Origin of the sequence: Botrimarina sp. (assembly GCF_040219535.1) — a bacterium.
In the GTDB taxonomy this organism is placed as follows: domain Bacteria; phylum Planctomycetota; class Planctomycetia; order Pirellulales; family Lacipirellulaceae; genus Botrimarina.
The window spans coordinates 149517-170742 of sequence record NZ_JAVJSH010000012.1 but is presented as its reverse complement, the minus strand read 5'-3'; the positions used below and the strand labels follow the sequence as shown (position 1 = coordinate 170742).

The 21226-nt window shown below is 69.3% G+C and carries 15 protein-coding genes; 5 read left to right on the top strand and 10 right to left on the bottom strand.

Annotated elements, in window-relative coordinates; genetic code table 11:
- Window positions 1–274: 274 nt before the first annotated feature.
- Genes RIC11_RS04790 through RIC11_RS04780 form a run of 3 tightly spaced genes read right to left on the bottom strand, consistent with a single transcriptional unit; the run spans window position 275 to window position 4655 of the window.
- Window positions 275–1441, bottom strand: coding sequence for a cytochrome-c peroxidase (locus RIC11_RS04790; protein WP_350208883.1), 1167 nt, complete (start codon window positions 1439–1441; stop codon window positions 275–277).
- The gene (locus RIC11_RS04785) at window positions 1432–3816 is read right to left on the bottom strand and encodes a hypothetical protein (RefSeq protein WP_350208881.1); all 2385 of its coding nucleotides are present in this window, start codon (window positions 3814–3816) and stop codon (window positions 1432–1434) included. The genes RIC11_RS04790 and RIC11_RS04785 overlap by 10 nt, the downstream gene beginning before the upstream one ends.
- The gene (locus tag RIC11_RS04780; RefSeq protein WP_350209716.1) at window positions 3801–4655 is read right to left on the bottom strand and encodes a type II secretion system protein; all 855 of its coding nucleotides are present in this window, start codon (window positions 4653–4655) and stop codon (window positions 3801–3803) included. Before RIC11_RS04780 ends, RIC11_RS04785 begins: the two co-directional genes overlap by 16 nt.
- A gap of 263 nt (window positions 4656–4918) precedes the next feature.
- Here RIC11_RS04780 and RIC11_RS04775 point away from each other — a divergent pair, with 263 nt between their 5' ends.
- The gene (locus tag RIC11_RS04775) at window positions 4919–5962 is read left to right on the top strand and encodes a PEP-CTERM sorting domain-containing protein (RefSeq protein ID WP_350208879.1); all 1044 of its coding nucleotides are present in this window, start codon (window positions 4919–4921) and stop codon (window positions 5960–5962) included.
- Window positions 5963–6065: 103 nt separating this feature from the next.
- Entirely contained in the window at window positions 6066–7715 is a 1650-nt protein-coding gene (locus tag RIC11_RS04770) for a hypothetical protein (protein ID WP_350208877.1), read from the top strand.
- Here the strand turns inward: RIC11_RS04770 and RIC11_RS04765 are convergent.
- Together RIC11_RS04765 and RIC11_RS04760 are read right to left on the bottom strand one after the other, a co-directional pair.
- Entirely contained in the window at window positions 7654–10752 is a 3099-nt protein-coding gene (locus tag RIC11_RS04765; RefSeq protein ID WP_350208875.1) for a PKD domain-containing protein, read from the bottom strand. The genes RIC11_RS04770 and RIC11_RS04765 overlap by 62 nt on opposite strands.
- A 151-nt stretch (window positions 10753–10903) precedes the next feature.
- A complete protein-coding gene (locus tag RIC11_RS04760) occupies window positions 10904–12508 on the bottom strand; it encodes a Ppx/GppA phosphatase family protein (protein ID WP_350208874.1) in 1605 nt (534 codons plus the stop codon).
- A gap of 252 nt (window positions 12509–12760) precedes the next feature.
- On the opposite strand from RIC11_RS04760, the gene RIC11_RS04755 reads away from it, so the two are divergent.
- A complete protein-coding gene (locus RIC11_RS04755; protein WP_350208872.1) occupies window positions 12761–13594 on the top strand; it encodes a hypothetical protein in 834 nt (277 codons plus the stop codon).
- A 17-nt stretch (window positions 13595–13611) separates the two neighbouring features.
- On the opposite strand, the gene RIC11_RS04750 is transcribed toward RIC11_RS04755, so the two are convergent.
- The 3 genes from RIC11_RS04750 to glnA all read right to left on the bottom strand — a co-directional run bounded on the left by RIC11_RS04750 (window position 13612) and on the right by glnA (window position 16212).
- The gene (locus tag RIC11_RS04750) at window positions 13612–13821 is read right to left on the bottom strand and encodes a hypothetical protein (RefSeq protein WP_350208870.1); all 210 of its coding nucleotides are present in this window, start codon (window positions 13819–13821) and stop codon (window positions 13612–13614) included.
- Window positions 13822–13948: 127 nt separating this feature from the next.
- Entirely contained in the window at window positions 13949–14716 is a 768-nt protein-coding gene (locus RIC11_RS04745) for a hypothetical protein (protein ID WP_350208868.1), read from the bottom strand.
- Between the two features lie 83 nt (window positions 14717–14799).
- A complete protein-coding gene (gene glnA, locus RIC11_RS04740; RefSeq protein ID WP_350208866.1) occupies window positions 14800–16212 on the bottom strand; it encodes a type I glutamate--ammonia ligase in 1413 nt (470 codons plus the stop codon).
- A 674-nt stretch (window positions 16213–16886) separates the two neighbouring features.
- Between glnA and RIC11_RS04735 the strand changes: the two genes are divergently transcribed.
- Window positions 16887–18986, top strand: coding sequence for a glutamine synthetase III family protein (locus RIC11_RS04735; protein WP_502879377.1), 2100 nt, complete (start codon window positions 16887–16889; stop codon window positions 18984–18986).
- Between the two features lie 73 nt (window positions 18987–19059).
- Here the strand turns inward: RIC11_RS04735 and RIC11_RS04730 are convergent, their stop codons facing one another.
- On the bottom strand, window positions 19060–19533 hold the full coding sequence (locus RIC11_RS04730) for a Uma2 family endonuclease (RefSeq protein ID WP_350208862.1): 474 nt from the start codon (window positions 19531–19533) through the stop codon (window positions 19060–19062).
- Between the two features lie 28 nt (window positions 19534–19561).
- On the bottom strand, window positions 19562–20035 hold the full coding sequence (locus tag RIC11_RS04725) for a Uma2 family endonuclease (protein ID WP_350208860.1): 474 nt from the start codon (window positions 20033–20035) through the stop codon (window positions 19562–19564).
- Between the two features lie 139 nt (window positions 20036–20174).
- Between RIC11_RS04725 and RIC11_RS04720 the strand changes: the two genes are divergently transcribed.
- Window positions 20175–21179 carry a serine/threonine protein kinase gene (locus tag RIC11_RS04720; protein WP_350208858.1) on the top strand — a complete coding sequence of 335 codons (1005 nt, stop codon included), beginning with the start codon at window positions 20175–20177 and terminating at the stop codon, window positions 21177–21179.
- The last annotated feature ends 47 nt before the right edge of the window (window positions 21180–21226 follow it).

Sequence of the window (21226 nt, the reverse complement as noted above, 5' to 3'; positions counted from 1 at the left end):
GCGCCCCGTTCTCGGGTATCGGTTGCGGCGACCTTGCGGCTTGAGGCCCCCGCTGGCGCCCGCACGCGACGGCGCCCGACTCGACCAAGGCGGCCGGCCCGCCCCGCCCGCCCAAACCGCACTGTCGTCGTAATTGCTTCGGCGAACAGCGTCCGGAGCCTCGGGCGTCAGCCCGGGCGAGGCGCCTACCGAGCCCGATCCGGTTCGCACGCTACCCGCGGGCTGCCGGCCGCGGCTGACGCGGCCGCAGCAGGGGCGACCCTTCCGGGCGGGGTCAGAGCCCCGGCGGGAGCTCTGGCGGGCGGACGCGGCGGTTGCTCTCGGTCAGCGAGCCGAGGAAGGCCTCGATGTCCCGCAGGTCGCGGTCGTTGAGGCCCAGCGGCTTGATCAGCGCCGACTTGGTCGGCGGCGGCACGGAGCCGCCGGCTTCGCGCTTGTCCCGCTCGCTGGGCATGCCCGCGTTGTACAGGCGGAGCACCTCGTCGAGGTCGAACAGGCCGCTGTGCATGTACGGCCGGGTGCGCGCCACGTTGCGGAGCGAAGGCGTGCGGAACGCGCCGACGTCGGCGGCCTCTTCCGTGACGAGGTACCGGCCGAGGTCCTCGCCGGGCCGGCCGTATTGGCTGAGGCCGATCGCGTGGAACTTGTCGTCGGTGAAGAGCGGCCCGCTGTGGCAGTTCATGCAGCGGCCCGCGGTGCGGAACAGGTGCAGGCCGGAGATTTCTTCGTCGGTCATCGCCTTGTGGCGGCCGCCGACGAACGCGTCGAAGCGGGTGCGTGAGCCGACGACGGTCCGCTCGAACGCGGCGAGCGCCTCGGACACCTGCTCGACCCCCGGGCTGTGCGCGCCGAAGACCTCGCCGAAACGGCGCACGTAGTCGGGTATCGACTCGAGGTTCTCGACGAGCACCTCGTCGCCGGAGTGCATCTCGTCGGCGTTGCTGAGCACCGCGACCGCTTGGTCCTCGAGGCTGTCGGCGCGGCCGTCCCAGAAGAGCGTTTCGCGGAAGCGGCTGTTGAGGATCGACGGCGCGTTGCGCTCCAGGCGGCGGCGGTTGTGGCCGAACGACGTGGTCCGGCCGTCGGCCCAGCCGAGGTCCGGGTCGTGGCACGACGCGCACGCGATCTGCCGGCTGCCGGACAGCCGCGGGTCGAAGAACAGCTGCTCGCCGAGCTCCGCTTTCGCACGCTCCAGGTCGGACGGCTTTTCGACCTCGGGCAGCGGGCCCAACTCGTGGTGCTCGACCCCCGGGTCGAGCGTGGGCGCCGGCCACTCGGCGGGGGCGCGCTGGTAGAGCTCGCGGAGCTGGCGCAGTTGTCCGGCGCGCTCGGCCGGCGTGGGCTCGGGGCGCGGCGGGCCGCCGAGGCGCTGCGTCTGCGCCGCCGCGGGCAGGGCGGTCAGCCAGAGCAAGCAAGCGATCGGGAGGGACTTCAGCCGCATCGGTCCGGGCGCCTCGCGGGGGGGACGAGCAACCAAGCGGCCAGGGCGAGCGCCGCGGCCGTGGGTTCGGGCACGGCCAGGGAGGTTCCGGCCGCGGCGCCGTAGGTCTGGGCCCAGCGGTCGTAGTCGAGCGAGTCGACCGTGCGGCTGCCGTCGGCGTCGCCGACGGGGTCGGGGCCGGACTGCCCCTGGTTGTCGCGCCAGAGGGTGTAGTCGGCCGCGTCGACGCGGCCGTCGGAGTTGAAGTCGGCCGACAGCGGGTCGAGCAAGAGGTTGTCGCGCCACACCGTGTAGTCGGCCGCGTTCACGAGGCCGTCGCCTGTGCCGTCGGCCGCGAGGCCCGAGCCGGCCTGGCCGAAGAGCTCGACCCAGACCAGGTAGTCGCCGCGGTCGACGTCGCCGTCGCGGTCGTAGTCGCCCGGCAGGCCGCCGGAGACCGCGTCGAAGGCGGCGATCGCGTCGGCGAGGAACTGGCCCGAGTAGCGCGCCGAGAGGGCCTCCTCGGCCGGCGCGGCGAGGCCGAGGCCGTTGACCCACGCGTCGGCGATGACGGCCAGGTCCACCTCGTCAACGCGGTTCGCGTCGGGCGCGTCGAACAGGTAGCCGGGGTCGATGCTGGCGAAGTCGCCCTGGGCCCAGGTGGCGGGCCCCACGCCGGGGAGCGTGTGGTAGTTGGCGGCCATCGCGTCGAGGTCGGCCAGGTCGAGGGTGAAATCGAAGTTGGCGTCGCCGTCGGGGAACATGGCGAACTGCTGGAGGGTCTTCACGTCGCCCCAGTCGACGACCGCTTGGCCGTTGCTGGTGTGGCGCACGACCGGCAGGCCCTCGTTGTCGACGTCGCGGAAGGCGACCGTGTTGCCGTTCAGGTCGAAGCGCAGCAGCTCGTCGTCGGCCGCCGTGTTGCGCGGCCCCAGCGCGGCGGCGAACAGGCTGAGGTCGTCGGCGTCGAGGTCGTTGTCGCGGTCGAAGTCGCCGGGCTTGAAGTCGAGCAGGCCGATCGGCGCGTTGATCGACGAGTCGACGTAGACCAGCTCGGTCACCTCGAACCCCGGCGCGGTCGACGTGCGGACCGAGATGTTGCTCATGTCGTCGTTGCCGAAGTTCCCCGTGATCTGCTCCTGGAAGAGGTTGTGCTCCCGTTCGCTGGCGACCTTGGAGAACCGGCCTTGGGTGTCGTAGCGGAACAGCATGTCGGTCTGCTGCTCGTACATGTAGAGATTGCCGGCCGGGTCGTCGGCGATCGACACGTAACGCGGCGCGCTCTCGCCGAAGTAGTCGGCGAAGCCGCGGAAGTCGGCCTCGGTGAAGAGCGTCGTCGGCGCGGCGAGCGTGTCGCCGCCCTGGTCGACGTACACGTTCACGCCGCCGGCGTTTCCGGTGTTGTACGACCCCTCGACCACGATCTGGTCGCCCACCGCCGGGTTGCCCGGCGCGTAATCGAACACGCTGGTGGCGACCACCGCCGGCTCGCTGCGGACGGAGAACGCGCCCTCGGGGCCGCCGTCGAACGTGTTGTCGAGGATCCGGGTGATGCCCCCTTCTTGGTTCGCCCAGCGGGTCGGGTCGATGCGGTAGATGCCCCCTTGGGCGCGGTTGCTCGCGTCGACCGCGTAGATCCACTGCCCGTCGCTGGACCAAGCGAACTGCCGGCCGAAGTTGTCGCTGCCGGTGTTGCCGCTCAGGTCGCGGAGGTCTTGCTCGCTGACGACCGGCTGGAAGACGTCGTTCCAGTCGGCCACCTCGGGCGCGCCGATCACCGGGCCGCCGGCGAACGGTCGGGCCGTGGCGTAGTCCGGCAGGGCCGTGGTCGGGCTGGCGGTGGTGCGGAGGTCGTAGCGGTAGAGCTTCTTTGCCAGGTCGGGGCGCGACGTGCTGGTCGGGTCGACGGGGATGCCGACCGCGTCGGCGATGAAAGCGAGCGTGCCCGCCGGGTACTCGACCGTCTGGGCGCCGCCGCCGGCCGTCGGGACCTGGATCGTTAGCGGCGCCGGGTTGAGCAGCAACGCGTTGGCCGACCCGCCGATCTGGCCGCCCCAGTCGGTGTTGGCGTTGCCCGCGGGCAGGTCGTCGGCGCGGTGGAACAGCGCCAGCTCGGGCGTGACGACGCTGTCGGTCCCGAGCCACGCGTCGCCGCTGGGGACCAGGTGGCGGATCCGCTGCTCGCCGCCGAAGCCGATCAGCCAAAAGTCGCCGGACACGCCCAAGCCCGCGCCGCCGAGGAGGCCGGCGTCGGCCGTCGAGCCGTTGAAGTAGAGCTGGAACGCGTCCTGCGCGCGGAGCGGCGACACGCACCACGCGCAAACGATCGCCACGAGGGCCGCGCAGCAGCGGCTGGCGCAGCGGTTCAGGCGGGCGCGGGTCACCAGTCGAAGCACGCTTCGCTCACGTAGTCGACGTGCCCGTCGAAGAACAGCACGTTCCGGCCGCAGCCCTCGTCGCTCATGATGCTGTGCGGGCGCTCGAAGATCTGTTCGCAGTAGTCGCGCAAGCGGCCGGGCCCGATCCGCCGGATCGAGTTGTCCTGGGTGAAGCCCCTCCATCCGCTCAACGGCGGGATATCGACGGTGTTGCACCACATCCACCACGTCTTCTTCATGATGTCGGGTCGAGAGTCGGGCGGGTTGCGTAGCAGGCTCGCCGGCCGCGCCGAGAACGCGTACGAGTTGCCCCAGGCGTCGCCCATCGCCCTCAGGTCGGGGCACACAAAGATCCCCGAGTAAGGCTCAATATAACCATCGTTGACGTACGTGGCTTCTACTCCGAACTTTTCGGGGGCCGCGTAGACGAGGTCCCGCTCGGTCAGGCCTGGCGACCACTTCTTGCCTGGGGAGACCCGCATGTTGTTGCTGCCGTAGATGACGGTGCGTGTCTCCGGTGGGACGTACGGCTCGCCGTCCTCGCCGTCGTCGCTGTCGGGCTGGCCCGTGTCGGGGTTCTTAACCTCTTGCCAGCCGCCGAGGTCGTCGACCGGGTCGGGGAACCGTCGTTTGTGGTCGTCGCGGTACATGTGCGTCAGCAAGCCGAGCTGACGCAAGTGGTTGACGCACTCTGTGTATCGCGCACGGGCGCGGACCATCTGGACCGCCGGCAGGAGCAGGGCGACGAGGATGCCGATGATGGCGATCACCACCAGCAGCTCGACCAGCGTGAAGCCGGGGCGTCGGCCCGCTCGGGGGTAGGCCGACGACCGGATTCCCAGAGGAAGCGGGGGCATCCGGAGCAAAACGCCCTCCTGGAGGGGAAGGGTGGGGGCGAAACGTAGATCAACGGGGCGCCATCCTGTCCTAGCCATCGATATGCGCAGGAACAAGCCGTTTTTGCAATAAAACGCTGGAACCGGGAGAGGGAGTGTGGCTAAACTCGGTGCGACGTGTCCAAAAACAAGGCGGCGTGCGGGTGCGCACCGAGCACTCGTCGTTGGACGCTTCAAGCGGACGACTCACTAGTAAGAAGACATCTCGACTCGCGGAGCCGCTAATGATTCGCTCACTCTGTCTCGCCGCCATGATGGTGGCCCTTTCTGCGCCGGCTTCGCTGGGCGCGATGTACTTTGAGGTCTTTACCGAAGCCGAGGCGGCTGGCAGCCAGGCCAGCCCGTTCCTCGACACGGTCGCCGTGAAGGACGGCGTCGCTTACGCACTGGTGCGTGACATCACGGGCGCCTCGGGCGGCTCGGTCGTCGCTTACGACGGCTCGACCTTCACCGAGATCATGGACTCGGCGGCTTGGCTCGCCGCCGGCGCGACGAGCGACATCGGCGGCTTCCTCGGCGCGTCGGTCGTGGATCGCGGGCTCGGCGACAAGGTCCGCTTCTTGAACTTCTTCGACAACTCGATCTGGGAAGTCGACACGACGACCGGCACGCCGGTGCGGGTCGTGAGCGAGGCGATGATCAACGCGTTCACCGCCGGCGCGGTGAACCTGACCGCTTCGAACGCGATGCTGCCGGACGGGACCGCGATCGCTTACGACGGCACGAGCGACTCGGTGCTGCAGATCACGCCGGGCGGGTTCGTGTTCAACCAGATCTCGTCGGCCGAGCTGAGCTCGCTCACCGGCTCGTCGAACCTTTCCGGCACCGGCTTCACGCTGGTGGGCGCCGACCTGTACTTCGGCAGCAACTCGGGCGACTCGCTCTACAAGTGGAACGTGATCAGCGACACGGGGTCGGTGGTCTTCGACACCGCGGCGCTCGAGGCCTTGTCGGACGACATCGACGGCTCGGCGGGCATCGACGACGTGTTCTTCGCGCCCGACGGGCTCGTCTACTTCTACGAAGACGACGCCGACTACATCTACTCGTTCGACCCGGCCGACCCGACGGGCACGCTGGCGGTGGTGCTCACCGAGGACGAGCTGAACGCCGGCCCGGGATCCGACGGCGTCGCGCAGTTCGCTTGGTGGAACGGCGGCCTGGCGTGGACCGACCAGGGCGATGGCTTCTACAGCCTCGTGCCGGAGCCCACCTCGGCCTTGCTCTTGAGCCTGGCCGCCGCCGCGGGGCTGCGTCGCCGCCGCTGAGCGTCGGCCTGTCAACGGCTACGGGATGACCTCTTTCTAGCGGCTCCCGCCCGGTCCGGGCGGGAGCCGCTCGTTTTGTTTCGCCGCCTGTCCTGGGTTTGCTATGTCGGTTCGCGGGTTCGTTGCGATTGGCCTTGCACAAGTGGCGCTGCTCGGGTGGGCGAGCGCCCAGCCGCTGGTGGAAACGCTCTACCTCGAAGGGCAGCCGTTGCCCGGCGCCGACGCCCTGCCGGGCTACAGCTTCTTCGACCTTGTGCGTAGCAACGGCCAGCTCGACCTGATGGCCGCTCCCAACGGCTCTTTCGTCGGCGCGGTGCGGACGAACCCTTTCGAGGGCAGCGCGAATTCGGCCGCCGGCGTGTACTACCTGTTCGGCTCGACCGACCGCGGACGCAACCCGACGGCCCTGCGCCGCGAGGCGACGATCGCGTCGATCGAGCAGCAGTCCCTCACGCGGCCGACGATCGACAACGCGGGGGGCGTCGCTTACCGCGCGCTGACGGGCAACACCGGGTTGGCCGGCAGCGGCGAGAGCGGCCTGTGGGAGGGGGACACGGTGGTCGCTTACCCGGGCGACCCGATCCCGGCGGGGCCCCTGGCCGGTTCCTTCTTCACGAGCCTGACGTCGCCCCGCCGCACGCCGGAGGGAGTCACGCTCTTCTCGGCGAGCTACAGCGATACCCAAGGGGGCGCGTCGGTCGGCTCGGCCCTGTTGCGCGGGACCGACGCGTTCGACGTGCTGCTGGCCAGCGGCGACACGATCGACGGCCTCGGCGTCGTGCCGAGCGTCGGCGGCGCGATCTCCAACGCGCGGTGGTCGATCGCCGGCGGCAGCTACATCGCCGACGTGCTCCTGACAAGCGACGGCCTGGACGCCGCGCCGGTCGTGAACGGTCAGGCGCTGCTCACCACCAGCGGGCGGCTGATCGCCGACGGCGAGGATATCGCCGAGGAGGACGGCGGCTTGCTGCTGCCGACCGAGGAGGGGGGCACGCGTCCGGAGACCTGGTCCGGGTTCGGGGTGGCCGACGTCAACGAGGCGGGCGACTGGGTGTTCTCGGCGTTCACCGACGCGGTCGGCGGCCCGCGCAACGTGCTCGTTGCGAACGGCGTGCTGCTGCACCGCGAGGGAGACATCGTCGACGGCGTCCAGCTCGACGGCCAGGTGCAAGGCGTCGGCGTCAACGACCTGGGCGACCTGGCGTTCGCTTGGAACGACACGCTGTTCGTCAACGGCAAGAAGGTGGCGGGCGTGGGCACGCTGGTCGACACCGATGGCGATGGCGTAGCCGACGCGCCGATCGACGGCACGGGCCTGTCGCTCGACCGGCTCGAGATCACCAACCTGCCGGCCCTCGGCGGCGGAGCGCCGGTCGTGTACTTCGGCGGCGAGGCCTCCGGCGGGCTCGACACCTTCTTCCGCACCGTGCCGGCGGACACCTCCGGCGGCGACTACAACGGCGACGGCCTGGTGAACGCGGCGGACTACACGGTGTGGCGCGACACGCTTGCCTCGCAGCTGCTGCTGGCGGCCGACGGCGACGAGGACAACGCCGTCGACCCCGACGACTATGTTGTTTGGCAAACTGGCTACGGCGGCGCCGACGCGCAAAGCGCCGCGGCGCCCGAACCGGGCGCCGCGGCTCTTGTGTGGGTGGCTGCTGGTGGCGTCGCCGCGGGTCGCCGCGGCGTCAGACGACCGGCGCCTGGGCCTCGATCTCTTCGACGGCTTCCCAGAACCGGGCGAGGCTGATGTCGTCCTCGCCGCCGAAGTAGAGGTCGGCGCCGCGTCCGCCGAGCAGCCAGTCGGTCGACTCGTCGTCGAAGACCGTCTGGAGGTCGCCCTCGGCGATCAGGAAGGTGTCGCCGTTGAGGCCGTCTTGCGACAGGTCGTCGTCGCCGGTGAGGTTGTCGACCCGCTCGGCGTAGGAGCGGCCGCTGGTCCACTCGGCGAGCAACGCGTCGAGCGCCGCCCGCGAGCCGTCGTGCGAGGTCGTGCCGGAGATCAGCACGTCGTCGCCCGACGCGCCGACGATCATGTCGCCGCCGCTCCCGCCCAGCAGCAGGTCGCGGCCGCCGCGGCCGAGCAACAGGTCGTAGCCGGCGCCGCCCAGCAACACGTCGTCGCCGGAGCCGCCGGTGAGGAAGTCGTCGCCGGCGCCGCCGTCGATGTACGCGCCGACGCCGACCGACTGCGACACGAAGCCGACGTCGTCGCCCGGGCCGAGCAACAGGTCGATCGAGCCGATCGTCTGGTGGAAGGACTGCAGGTCGAAGTGGCCGCCGTTGAGCCGTGACAGCACGTGGTAACCACTGCCGACGCCGAACACCTTGAAGGCGTCGTCGCCGGCGGTGCCGATCCCCAACAGCCGGCCGTCTTGCACCGTGACGCCGGCGATCACCGTCTGCACCGTCTGGCTCGTTTCCCCCGAGTCCTTGTCGACGAGGGTCACCGTCACGTCGTAGAAGCCGGCGGACGGGTAGGCGTAAGTCGCCGTCAGCGTGCCCGCGGCCTGGTCGATCGAAGCGGGCGCGGTGGAGCCGTCGCCCCAGTCGACGGTCGCGGTGTGGGTGTCCAGGACGCCCGGGTCGGCGAAGGCGGCGGTCAGCGTGACCAGTTGGCCGGCTTCCTTTGACTCGGTGAAGATGACCGACGAATCGGTGGCGACGCTCAGCAGCGTCGGCGCGAGGTTGTTGACGGTGAGGTCGAAGGTGGTCTCGGTGAGTCCGCCGTCGCCGTCGTCGGCGGTGATGGTGACCGTGCCGGCAAAGTCGTCCAGCGCGTCGTAGGTCCAAATCCAGCCGCCGAGGCCGTCGTCGGTGATCGAACCGAGCGAAGCGGTGATCGTCAGGAGATCGGCGGGAACGTCGGCGAACGCGCCCGAGGCGGTCAGCAGCGAGCCCTCGTCGCCGACCACCGCGCCGGGCGTGGAGGTGACGGTCGGCGCGAGGTTGTTGACGGTGAGGTCGAAGGTGGTCTCGGCGAGTCCGCCGTCGCTGTCGTCGGCGGTGATGGTGACCGTGCCGGCAAAGTCGTCCGGCGCGTCGTAGGTCCAGGTCCAGCCGCCGAGGCCGTCGTCGGTGATCGAGCCGAGCGAGGCGGTGATCGTCAGGGGATCGGCGGGAACGTCGGCGAACGCGCCGGAGGCCGTCAGCAGCGAGCCCTCGTCGCCGGCGAGTGAGCTGGGCGCCGACACGACGGCCGGGGCGACGTTGTCGACCGTCACGGTGAATCCGCTGACGACGGAGTTCGGCGTGGGCTGGCTATCGGTCAGCCTGACACGCGCCGAGACCAGGCCGTCGTCACCGAAGAGCGAGTCGCTCAGGCCGGTGAGTTCGACCGAGCCGGTCAGACCCCCCATGCCGTCGGGCGTGACGGCGGTGACCGGCACGTCTTCCAGCCCGAGCCAGGTCACCCAGTTTCCGAGCCCGTCGAGCCGCTCGACCGTGAAGAAGTAGTCGTCGGCGGTCGTGGCGTCGGGCACACGCGCCCGCTCGAACACGCCGGCCTGGCCTGCTTGGCCGAACGACGGGGACGCGTTGTCGTTGCCGGCCAGGCCGCCCGAGACATCGACCCGGTCGTCGGCCGCGTCGAGCAGGCCGTCGGAGCCGGCGACGACCAGGACGCGTCCGCCGCCGCCGCCGCCGCTCCGGGAGAGGTCGTTCAGCGAGGTCGACGCGCCGCCCGTGGCGCTGAGTGTGCCGGCGACTTCGACGTCGGTCGCGTGCACCAGGATGCCGCCGCCCGCGCCGCCGCCGCCGGTGTAAGTGCGCAGCGTCCCGAGGAGCGACTCGCCGTCGGCGCCGTCGGCGCGGACGGCGCCGCCGGATTCGATCGTGACGGCGCCCAGGGCGCCCAGTTCGACGCCGCCGCCGCCGCCGCCGCCGTCGAAGGAGATGACGCTGCCCGAGGTCAATTCTTCCCACGCGCCGGCGCCGCCGCCGCCGCCCTGGATGCCCATGCGGAGGTCGCCGTTGGCCTCGCCGCCGAGTTCTGGCGTGGAGCCGTTGGAGCCGCCTGCGCCGCCGAAGCCGCCGCCGCCGGCGACGAAGCTGTCGACACCGGGGCCGGTGTTGAGGTCGAACGTCTGCCCGGCGCCACCGGTCTGGGTGTCGACGCCATCGGCGCCCGCCGCGACCAAGCCATCGCTGGGCAAGACGACATTGCCGGACACGCGCTGGCCGCCGAACCCGCCATCGCCGCCGCCGGGGCCGGCCTGGGCGCCTTGCGCGCTGGCGTCGATCACGCCGCCGACGGTGATGTCGCCGAGCGAGAGGATCGCGAAGGGCCGCTCGCCGGTGGCGGTGATCGTCTGGCCGGCGTCGAGGTCGAAGCTGTCAAACTTGAAGACAGCGATCTCGTAAGCGCCGTTGCCGACGTCGGCCCCGGCGATGTCGCCGGTGTAGGTTTGGCCGTCGAACGTGATCGTCGGCGCCGTGCCAGCGAGCGGATCGCCGGTGTCGATCGTGAACGAGAGCGCCAGTTCCGAAGCCGACGCCGACCCGTCGACGCCGAAGTCGCGGAGCTCCACGCCGCCGAGCGCCACGTAGGCGAAATCCGGATTGCCCGGGTCGAGCCCGATCGGGTCCCCGGGGGCGACCGAAAGCGAGTCGGTGAATTCGAAGGCCAGATCGATCGTGGCCGCCGGGTCCTCGTTGATGGCCTGGTCGAGCGGCGGGGCCGAGAACTGGAGGTCGGCCGCGAGCGGGAGCCGCGGTTCGAGGGCCTCGTGCCGCGGCGACAGGCGGCGGGTTCCGGGCGCGGTGCGACGAGAACGGTTGGCTTTCACAAACGGGGCTCCCATGCGGCGAGCCGGCCGAGGGGCGCGCGCCAGCGCGCCGGCCGGGTGGGGACGGCGACTAGAAGTGGAAAGCGTAGCCAGAGGAGCGCCCGGCTAGCTAGACCGGAATCCGCCGACGCGGAATCTTAACCGAGAGGCTCTAGTCGCCGACCGCGGCGAAGTACACCGGGCGGCCGAAGACCCGCTCGAACAGGTCGACCTTCCGCCGCGCGGCCCACAGGTCGACCTCGGCGTCGCCGTCGGTGCGGACCGCGATCTCCACGGTGGAGGGCGTGACGGTCGCGGCGATGTCGCGGACCTGCTGCTGGTGGGTGCGGTCTAGCGCCAGCGCGACCCGGAGGATCGCGGCCATCTTGGCGACCCGGTCTTGGTCGTGGTCGCTGAGCGTGGCGAAGGGCTTGTGCTTCTGCTTCGGCCGGGCGCCGCGGTGGTAGCGGGCCACGTTGGCCACGATGCGCAGCTCGTCGCGCTCGAAGCCGGGCAGGTCGCTGTTGATGATCAGGTGGTAGCTGTGCTTGTGGTGGCCGTCGAAGTTGATCAGGTAGCCGACGTTGGCTAGCAGCGCAGCGGCCTCCACCAGCGGCTTGTCGGCGGCGTCGAGCCCGAGCGAGCCCTCGGCCGCCTGGGCCATCTGCTCGAGCAGCCGCCCCGCGATCCACGCGACCTGCCGCGCGTGGGGGAGGTCGCAGCCGCAGCGGTCGGCGAACCGCTCGATGGCCACGCGGCGCTGGTCGTCGGTCACGACGCGCGGGCCCTCGAGCGAGTCGCGGACCATCGTCAGGAGCAGCCCGTCGCGCACGCCGCCGGTGTGGATCTGGACCTCGTTCACGTGCAGGTGACGCATCACGCGCTCGATCACCAACAGGCCGGCCACGATGATGTCCGCGCGGCGCGGGTTCAGCCCGGCCACCCTGGTGCGCGCGTCGAGCGACATCCGCGCGAGGTCCGCGACCAGGTGCCGCACGTCGGCGCGGTTCACCCGGTAGCCCCGGACCGAGGCGTCGCGGTCGCCGTCGCGGCCCTCCTTCGCGAGGCGCATCGCCGCCAACGCCGTGAACGTGCCCCCCGCCCCGTAGAGCATGGCGGGCGTGAGCGGGGGCTTCTTGGCGTGGCGGCGGAGCTCTTCGTCGATGTACTCGGCCGCCCTCTCCAGCCGGCTCCCGGAGCACTTGCCCGACAGGCGGCAAGCCTCGGCCACGCGGACCGCCCCCAGCCGCGTCGCGTAGACCTCCTCGACGATGCCGTTGGCGGCCAGCACGACCTCGGTGCTGCCGCCGCCGATGTCGGCCACGGCGATCGCTTTGTCGGCCACGTCGAACGCCCGCGCGACGCTCAGGAACGACAACCGGCCTTCTTCGCGGGCGGAGATGACCTCCACGTCGAGCCCCACCTCGTCGCGGACCCGCTGGCAGAAGGCGCGACCGTTCGACGCGTCGCGCACGGCGCTGGTCGCGATCGCCCGCACCTGCATCACCCCGTGCCCTTCGGCGAGGGTCACGAAGTGCCGCAGCGCCGCGAGCGTGGCCTCGACCGACTCGTCGGACAGCCGCCCCGTCTCGCCGATCGACGCGGCCAGCCGGGTGTTCTCGCGCTCCTCGTCGAGGATCTGGTAGCCGGCGTCCTGCGCGCGAGCGACCACGACCCGCACGCTGTTCGATCCGACGTCGATCGCCGCGAAGCGCGCCGGCGATTCGCCGGTCCGCTCGGTGGGGGCGTCGTGTGTCGGGTCGGCGGTGGTGAGCAAATCAGGGCCTTTGGCTGAGTCGGCGGAGCGGGGGACACCATGCTACCGCGCAGAGCGCATCGATTCTCGACGCCCGCCCCGCAATCGCGCGCCGGTTGTGACGGCTGCGGGGACACGGAGTGCGCCGCGACGGCGGTTGCACGCAGCCGCGGCCCGCCGCCGACCCTTGAGCGATAGGCGGAGAAGGGTCGCACCACATTGCGTCCGCGCACCGGCGGGCCGGCGACCCCCTCAAGGGAGGAGGCTCTAGGGATGGCGAAGACCGGGATCTCACTGGCGGCGCTGCTGTGCGTAGGGGCCTCGGCGGCCTCGGCCGACGACCGCGCCGGCGTGTACGCGCGGGTCGACGCGCTGCTGCTCGGCGCGAACCTCGGCGGCGGCAGCTTCGAACAGGTGTTCGTCGGCGTGCCGTCGGGCACGAACTTCGGCGGCGCCCTCGGCGACGAGCTCGCCGGCGGCGTGCGGTTCGTGCTCGGCGCGGAAGACTGCTCCGGCCTCGGCGTGCGGTTCCAGTACTTCGACTGGGAAAACGACGTCGATTACAACGGCCAGTGGGAAGGCGCGTCCGACTTCCTGTTCTCCGGCGACATGGAGATCGACGTGTACGCGTTCGACGCGGAGGTCACCCAGCGGGGCAGCTTCCACCGCTGGGACCTGCTGGTCGGCGGCGGCCTGCGGGCCGGCGGGCTGAGCATCTTCCAGCCGGGCAACCTGTTCGACGGCCCCGGCACGTTCTACGGCGTGCGCTCCGGCGGCGAATTCGACGGAGTCGGCCCCACGGTCTCGCTAGCGGCCGACCGGCGGCTCGGCGCGTCGGGCCTGTCGGTCGTCGGCCGCGCCCGCGCCTCGCTGCTGTTCGGCGAGCAGGAGCAGATCGAGACCTTCGGCGCGGACCTGGCCGCGGACCGGTTCACGATCGACGACCACGTGCAGGTGATCGAGATGCAGTTTGGCCTCAACTACCGGCAGTCGCTCGGCCCGGCCGACGGAACGTTCGGCGTGTTCTGGGAGGCCCAGCGTTGGGACACCAACACCGGCGACCTCGGCCTGCACGGCCTGTCGCTGCAGACGGGCCTGCTGTACTGACCCCGACGCGTGCGGCGCTACGACTGGAAGAAGTGCCGCGCCGCGACGAGCAGCACCTCGATCACCGCGCCGGCGACCTCCGCTCGCCCGCTGCCGTTCAAGCCGCGAGCGCGTAGCGCAAGGTCGTGCGCCGCCGAAGGGCTCTTCCCCTCGAGCCGCGCCCAAGCCGGCACGGCGCCGGGCGGCGAGGCCGAGCGGAGCTCGGCCAGAGCGAGCATAGCGTCCATCGCGGAGGTTCCCGGCAGGCGTTCGGTTGACGCCTTCGGGGACCCGATTTGGCAGCGCCGAGTTCGCGCCGATATCGGCGAGATTACAAGAGGTTCTGCTTTCAGCGAATTCTCGTGCGCGCTGGACCTATTCGCTGTCGCCGGCAGGCAAGAGCTCAACGTGCGGAGTCTCGGTGATGCTGTGAAGAACGCCGTTCCCGTAGGGCTCCTCGCAATGCACCTGCACGCGGATCTTGCCGTTCGCGTACTTGGGGTTGAGGCGAAGCGACCACTCGAGGAGTTCGGGCTGTCCACCTTTCTCGCGTGCTGCCAGACGCTCGCTCGGCGACTCGATTGCATCCGGAGGAAAAGTCTCAACCCAGCACGTCGTTCCGGGAGGCGCCGTCGCGGTGACAATCAGCGGTTGGGCGACGACCACCGTTGTCGTAACCGATTCGACGCTCGCTTCGGCGCCGGCAGTAGACGGCACACCCTCTACCAACCGAGTGGCCCAAGGGATGTGCCGATGGCCGGGCAGTTGGAATGACGGGGCGGGCAACTCGTCAGACTCCTCCGCCTTCGAGTACGAGAAACGATAGATTCCGCCGCCATCCGCTTCGTTGCACGTGTAGAGCCACCTGCCCCGGTGAGTCCGGCCGTTTAGTTCGAAGACCGCATCAATCACGTACTGTTCAACGCCGTCGGGCCAAGCGATGCCGATTCCCCGCTTCACTCTGTCGGCGATTTGTGGAGGCGCCACCAGGCGTCGCGCACCGCCATCGAACGAGGACTCGAACCGCTGCAAGAAGCGGGCACGCCGCCTGTCTTCACCGACGCTCAGCAGCCGGTAGCCGAAGAGCGCCGCGAGCAACACAACGACGGCGCCAACGAGGATCGGCCTGTCGAGTAGCTTCATCGGTCAATGTGCCGACACGGCGCGCTGAGGCCACGACCTGACGGGCGCATGCAGACCCACACTGGTTCCTGCCGCCTCGGGGCTCACATGTCGTAGTACATGCAGAACTCGTAAGGGTGGGGCCGGAGGTTGATCGGCTTGACCTCGTTCTCGCGCTTGTAGCTGATCCACGTGCTGATGACGTCCTCGGTGAACACGTCGCCGCGGAGGAGGAACTCGTTGTCGGCCTCGAGGGCGTCGAGCGCCTCGCCGAGGGAGCCGGGGGTCTTCGGCACCTGGGCGAGCTCCTCGGGCTCGAGGTCGTAGATGTTCTTGTCGAGCGGGTCGCCGGGGTGGATCTTGTTTTGGATCCCGTCGATGCAGGCCATCGTGAGCGCGCTGAAGGCCAGGTAGCCGTTGCTCGACGGGTCGGGGCAGCGGAACTCGATCCGCTTCGCCTTGGGGCTCGGCGAGTACATCGGGATGCGGCACGCGGCCGAGCGGTTCCGCTGGCTGTAGGCCAGGTTGACGGGGGCCTCGTAGCCGGGGACCAGCCGCTTGTAGCTGTTGGTCGTGGGGTTGGTGAACGCGAGCAGCGCGGGGGCGTGCTTGAGGATGCCGCCGATAGCGAACAGCGCCTCGTCGGACAGGCCCGCGTAGCCCGAGCCGGCGAAGAGCGGCTGGTCGCCCTTCCAGAACGAGATGTGCGTGTGCATGCCGGAGCCGTTGTCGCTGAACAGCGGCTTGGGCATGAACGTCACGGTCTTTCCGTGGCGGAACGCGACGTTCTTGATGATGTACTTGAACAGGCAGAGGTCGTCGCCCATCGACACGAGGTCGTCGAACTTCAGGTCGATCTCGCTCTGGCCCGCGGTGGCGACCTCGTGGTGCTGGCACTCCACGTCGAGGCCGCACTCGATCATCAACTGCATCATCTCGTTGCGGATGTCCATCATCTGGTCCGCGGGCGGGCAGGGGAAATAGCCCTCCTTGTGACGCAGCTTGTGGCCGAGGTTGGGGCCCTCGTCGGTCCCGCGGTTCCACTCGGCCTCGATCGAGTCGATCGCGTAGAACCCGTGCGACGGCGTGTGGTCGAAGCGCACGTCGTCGAAGATGAAGAACTCGGCCTCGGGGCCGATGTAGACCGTGTCCGCGATGCCCGTCGACTTCAGGTAGTTGACCGCCTTGCGCGCGACGTTGCGCGGGTCGCGGGTGTAGTCCTCGCGGGTGATCGGGTCCTGCACGTTGCAGATCATGCAGATCGTCGGCAGCTTGGTGAACGGGTCGACGAACGTCGTCTCGGGGACGGGCAGCAAGAGCATGTCGCTCTCGTTGATCGCTTGCCACCCGCGGATGCTCGAACCGTCGAAGCCGAGCCCGTCCTCGAACACGCCCTCGTCGAGCTTGCCGGCCGGGATCGTGAAGTGCTGCCACACGCCCGGGAAGTCCATGAAACGGAAGTCGACGGCCTTGATGTCCTTCTCGCGGATCATGGCGAGAACTTCTTGTGGGGTCATCTATGGAGTCCCTGGGCTGAGAGGAGGAAAGCTAGAGGACGCTCAACGCGGTCGGACCGCCTCGCCGCTTTGGCGACTCGGCCCCCGCCGGCAAGACGCCCTTTCGAGCCGTTCGTGCGGACGGGTTTCTCGGCCGGTCGGATTGCGGGGGGCGCCGAGCGAGCGTCGCACCCCCTAGGCGGGCCAGCGCAAGGTACCGCTGCGGGAGGAGAGGGGGAAGGGTTTGCTCGCGTCGAGGAGCGGGCAGGTGATTGGCGGCGGTCGGCGCAAGAACTAGGCGCCCGGCGCCCAAGGGGCGCGCGAGCGGGCCCCAATTAACGGCAGAATGGGCCGGTGGTATATTTTTTGCTAGCTGCTGCGGCCCGGTAAAAGTGCGCCGAGATCAGCCGACCTGCTCGGCCTGCGGCCACCGTCCTTCCCCTCTCCCTTGTTCGTGATCGGCGCCGCGGCGAGCGACGCCCGCCCTTCCAAACCGGCCAACAGTTTTCCCCTTCTGGAACCTTCTGGCTGTCGGCCCCGGCGGCGGCGCCCCCCCCCCGTTTCCGAGCCCGATCACGGACCCATCGATTAAGGCGAAGCACAGCGTGAGCATCGAATTCAACACCCCCGCCAACGGAACTTCTACCCGCAATGCGGCCATCGCCGGAGCGCTCGGCTACCGGTCGCCGGGCAACCTGGAGTTCAAGACCTCCACGCCCGAGACGGTGTTCGGCGAAAACGTGTTCAGCAAGTCGGTGATGAAGAAGCGGCTGCCCAAGGGCATCTACAAGTCGCTGATGCAGACGATCGACGCGGGCGAGCGGATCGACCCGACGGTGGCCGACGTGGTCGCGTCGGCGATGAAGGACTGGGCCGTCGAGAAGGGCGCCACGCACTACACGCACGTCTTCTACCCGCTGACGGGCGGCACGGCCGAGAAGCACGACAGCTTCATGGCCCCCACCGGCGACGGCGGCACCCTGGCCGAATTCAGCGGCAAGGAACTTTGCCAGGGCGAGCCCGACGGCTCGAGCTTCCCGACCGGCGGCATCCGCCAGACGCACGAGGCCCGCGGCTACACGATCTGGGACGTCACCAGCCCGGCCTACATCCTCGAGAACTCCAACGGCACCACGCTCTGCATCCCCACGGCCTTCGTGTCGTGGACCGGCGAGGCGCTCGACAAGAAGACCCCCGTGCTGCGCAGCATGCGGGCGCTGGACCAGCAGGCCCAGCGGCTGCTCAAGCTGTTCGGGCACGACGCGAAGGCGTTCGTCGCGTCGACGGCCGGCCCGGAGCAAGAGTACTTCCTGGTCGACAAGGGCTTCTTCTACGCGCGGCCCGACCTGCTGACCGCCGGCCGCACGCTGTTCGGCGCGCCGGCGCCCAAGGGGCAGGAGTTCGACGACCACTACTTCGGGGCCATCCCGGACCGCGTGCTGTCGTTCATGTTCGAGGTGGAGCGCGAGCTGTACCGCCTGGGCGTGCCGATCAAGACGCGGCACAACGAGGTGGCCCCCGGCCAGTACGAGGTCGCGCCGATCTTCGAGACCGCGAACGTGGCCACCGACCACCAGCAGCTCATCATGCTGGTGCTGAAGAAGGTCGCGAAGAAGTACGGCATGGAGTGCCTCACGCACGAGAAGCCGTTCGCCGGCCTCAACGGCAGCGGCAAGCACGTGAACTGGTCGCTGGGCTCCAGCGCGCACGGCAACCTGCTCGACCCGGGCGACACGCCGCACGAGAACGCGCAGTTCCTGGTGTTCTGCGCGGCGGTGATCCGCGCGGTGTACAAGCACCAGGGGTTGCTGCGGGCGGTGGTCGCGTCGGCGGGCAACGACCACCGGCTCGGCGCGAACGAGGCGCCCCCGGCGATCATCTCGATCTTCTTGGGGTCGCAGCTGGCCGACGTGTTCGAGCAGGTCAAGGTCGGCGGCGCCAAGACCTCCCTGCCGAAGGGCAAGCTCGAGGTGGGCGTCGACACGCTGCCGCCGCTCGACAAGGACGCCGGCGACCGCAACCGCACCAGCCCGTTCGCGTTCACCGGCAACCGGTTCGAGTTCCGCGCGGTGGGGTCGAACTTCTCGATCGCCGGGCCGCTGGTGGCGATGAACACGATCGTCGCCGAGTCGATCGACTACTGCGCGACGAAGCTCGAGGAGGCGACCAAGGGCGACTCGTCGAAGCTGCACGGCGCCGTGCAGCAGTTGCTCACGGAGATCATCAACGAGTGCGGCGCGATCATCTTCAACGGCGACGGCTACTCCGAGGAGTGGCACGCGGAGGCCGAGAAGCGTGGCCTGCTCAACCTGAAGACCACGCCGGACGCGCTGGGGCAGATCCTCGACCCGGCGGTCAAGGAGATGTTCGGCAAGTACAGCGTGCTCAGCGAGCGCGAGCTAGAGAGCCGCTACGAGACCTACGTCGAGCAGTACTGCATGACGGTGCGGGTCGAGGCCAACCTCACCAAGAAGATGGCCCGCACGATGATCTTCCCGGCCGCCATCCGCTACCAGAAGGAACTGGCGACCACGTGCGCCAACCTCAAGGCGGTCGGCTACGAGTTCGACACCGACACGCTCGACAAGGTCACCGGGCTGGTCAAGTCGTTGCAGGACTCGATCAACGAGCTGGCCGCGGCGTCGGCCGACGACTGCGACGACATGAAGGTCTGCGTCGAAAAGGTCTTGCCGGCGATGCTCAAGGTCCGCGGCTACGCCGACGAGCTCGAGGCGATCGTCGCCGACGACCTGTGGCCGCTGCCGACCTACCAAGAGATGCTGTTCATCAAGTGACCCCGGGGTCGCCAAGCATCGACTCACGCCCGCGGCCGAGCGACCTTGTCGCTCGGCCGCGTTTCTTGTTTGGTCAGTGGATCTCAGACGGAAAATCGGCAGCGATTGCCGACCGCTCGAGCTGCCCTTGCGCGGAAAAGAACTTCATCCGACCGTCTTTGTCGCAAACCCAGACCTCTTCCGCACCGGCTGCGAAGTAGAGCTGCTGCTTCTCCTCCATCTCCAACCACGAATTGGAAGGGGAGAGCACCTCCACACAAATCTCGGGTGCAGAGGGCAACGGAGTCTGCTCGCCGTGCTTTTCGTAGAACCCCTGAGAATGCCAAGCAACGTCGGGAACTTTAACCCCACGCGTTGTCTGCACAGAGCATTCAACGACAACACGGCCCATCGGGAGCAGGCCGACAAGACCGGCGGATACCTGGCCCTGGAAATAGCCGTGTCGGTAGTTCGCAGGGCTCATCACGATGTTCCCGTAGCGATCCTGTTCGATCTTGAACGGCAGGTCCCGCAGGTAGGGGTTGTCGACGATTTCGGACCAGTCCACGGAGGCGAACTCTCGGCGACGGAGGGAGTTAATCGATTTGCTTCGGAAAGGTCGGCGCAGCCAATGAGCTTGCCACCACGCCGTCGGGTGTGCGGAACTCCATAGCGCCCGTGTCGTCGCAGATCCAAACCTCTTCGGCGCCGGCGTCGAAGTAGAGTTGCGACTTTAGAGTGATCTCGGCCCTCGAGTTCGAAGGCGAGAGCACCTCGACACAGATCGCCGGCGCCGACGCGAACGGGGTGCTCATCCGGTTGGCGGCGATGAACGCGTTGTCGGCCCAAGCCACGTCGGGCGATTTGACCCCTTCGGGCGTGGCGACCGAGCACTCGGTCAACGACTTCCCTTCGGGCTTCAGCTTCCGGAGCAAGTAGGCGATCTCGGCCTGGAGTTCGGCATGGCGGTTTGAAGCGGGGCTCATGACGATATTCCCGTAGCGGTCCTGCTCGATCTTGAACGGCAGGTCCGCGAGGTACGGGTTATCGACGATCTCCGACCAGTCCATCGGCTGGCTCCCGCGGGTTGGGGTTCTTCCCGAGTATACCCTCGCCGCGGGGCCCCGACCCAAGTTGCCCCGCCGGGCGGGGGGCGTCACACTAGAGGGCCGCCGCCCCTCTTGCCCCCCGTATCGCCCGGCCGCTCGTATGAGCCAACGCCAGCTCAGCTTCATGCCGACCAAGGCGACCTTCCAGTTGGGAGAACGCCTGGGGGCGGGCACGGTCGGCGTGGTCTACCGGGCCACCAGCCCCGACCTGCCGCACCCCGTGGCCGTCAAGGTGCTCAACCCGGCGGTCTCCGGCGACCGCGCGATCGTCGACCGCTTCGAGCGCGAGATCGTCGTGATGGAGCGGCTCAGCCACCCGCACATCGTCCGCAACTACGGCGGCGGGCAGATCGACGGGCAGCTCTTCTACGCGATGCAACTGCTCACCCACGGCTCGCTCAAGGAGCGGCTGCAACGCGGCCCGCTCGACTGGCCGCAGGCGTGTGCGTACGCGGTGCAGGTCGCGTCGGCGCTGCAGCACGCTCACAACCACGGGATCGTGCACCGCGACCTGAAGCCGAGCAACCTGTTCTTCGACGGCAAGGGCAACGTGATCCTCGGCGACTTCGGCATCGCCCGCGACATGCACGCCAAGGCGGACATCACCCACCAGGGGATCACCGTCGGCACGTTCAGCTACATGTCGCCGGAGCAGATCACGGCCGACTCCCGCATCGACGGCAAGGCGGACCTCTACTCGCTCGGCTGCGTGATGTTCGAGATGCTCACCGGCCGCCCCCCCTACCAGGGCGCCACGTTCGCGCAGGTCTGGGACCAACACCTCAACGCCGACCCGCCCAGCGTGCGCGCTTTCCAGACCGAGTCGGGCGTGTCGGTCACGTGCCCCGAGTGGCTCGACGAGCTGATCCGCAAGCTGCTCGCCAAACGGGCCGGCGACCGCCCGTTCAACGCCCGCGCGGTCGAGGGCGTGCTGCTGCAGCACCTGCTCGACGAGTTCGGCGAGGAGCAGGCCCGGAAGCTCACGCAGGCCGACCCGCTCATGCGCGTCCCGGTCGGCGAGCCCCCGTCGCGTGGCTGGGTGCTGTGGGTTGTGCTAGCGGCGATCGTTGGCGGGTTGGCGTTTGTCGCTGCGCAGGGCGGCTGACGCGTTCGCCGGCCAAGGGTGCGTCGATCGCCGGCCTTGGGAGGAGC

Bases quoted from the DNA above. Each gene is read 5' to 3' on its own strand.
- RIC11_RS04790 (WP_350208883.1), bottom strand. From the start codon at position 1,441: ATGCGGCTGAAGTCCCTCCCGATCGCTTGCTTGCTCTGGCTGACCGCC.
- RIC11_RS04780 (WP_350209716.1), bottom strand. From the start codon at position 4,655: ATGCCCCCGCTTCCTCTGGGAATCCGGTCGTCGGCCTACCCCCGAGCG.
- RIC11_RS04775 (WP_350208879.1), top strand. From the start codon at position 4,919: ATGATTCGCTCACTCTGTCTCGCCGCCATGATGGTGGCCCTTTCTGCG.
- RIC11_RS04770 (WP_350208877.1), top strand. From the start codon at position 6,066: ATGTCGGTTCGCGGGTTCGTTGCGATTGGCCTTGCACAAGTGGCGCTG.
- RIC11_RS04755 (WP_350208872.1), top strand. From the start codon at position 12,761: ATGGCGAAGACCGGGATCTCACTGGCGGCGCTGCTGTGCGTAGGGGCC.
- RIC11_RS04750 (WP_350208870.1), bottom strand. From the start codon at position 13,821: ATGGACGCTATGCTCGCTCTGGCCGAGCTCCGCTCGGCCTCGCCGCCC.
- RIC11_RS04745 (WP_350208868.1), bottom strand. From the start codon at position 14,716: ATGAAGCTACTCGACAGGCCGATCCTCGTTGGCGCCGTCGTTGTGTTG.
- glnA (WP_350208866.1), bottom strand. From the start codon at position 16,212: ATGACCCCACAAGAAGTTCTCGCCATGATCCGCGAGAAGGACATCAAG.
- RIC11_RS04725 (WP_350208860.1), bottom strand. From the start codon at position 20,035: ATGGACTGGTCGGAGATCGTCGATAACCCGTACCTCGCGGACCTGCCG.
- RIC11_RS04720 (WP_350208858.1), top strand. From the start codon at position 20,175: ATGAGCCAACGCCAGCTCAGCTTCATGCCGACCAAGGCGACCTTCCAG.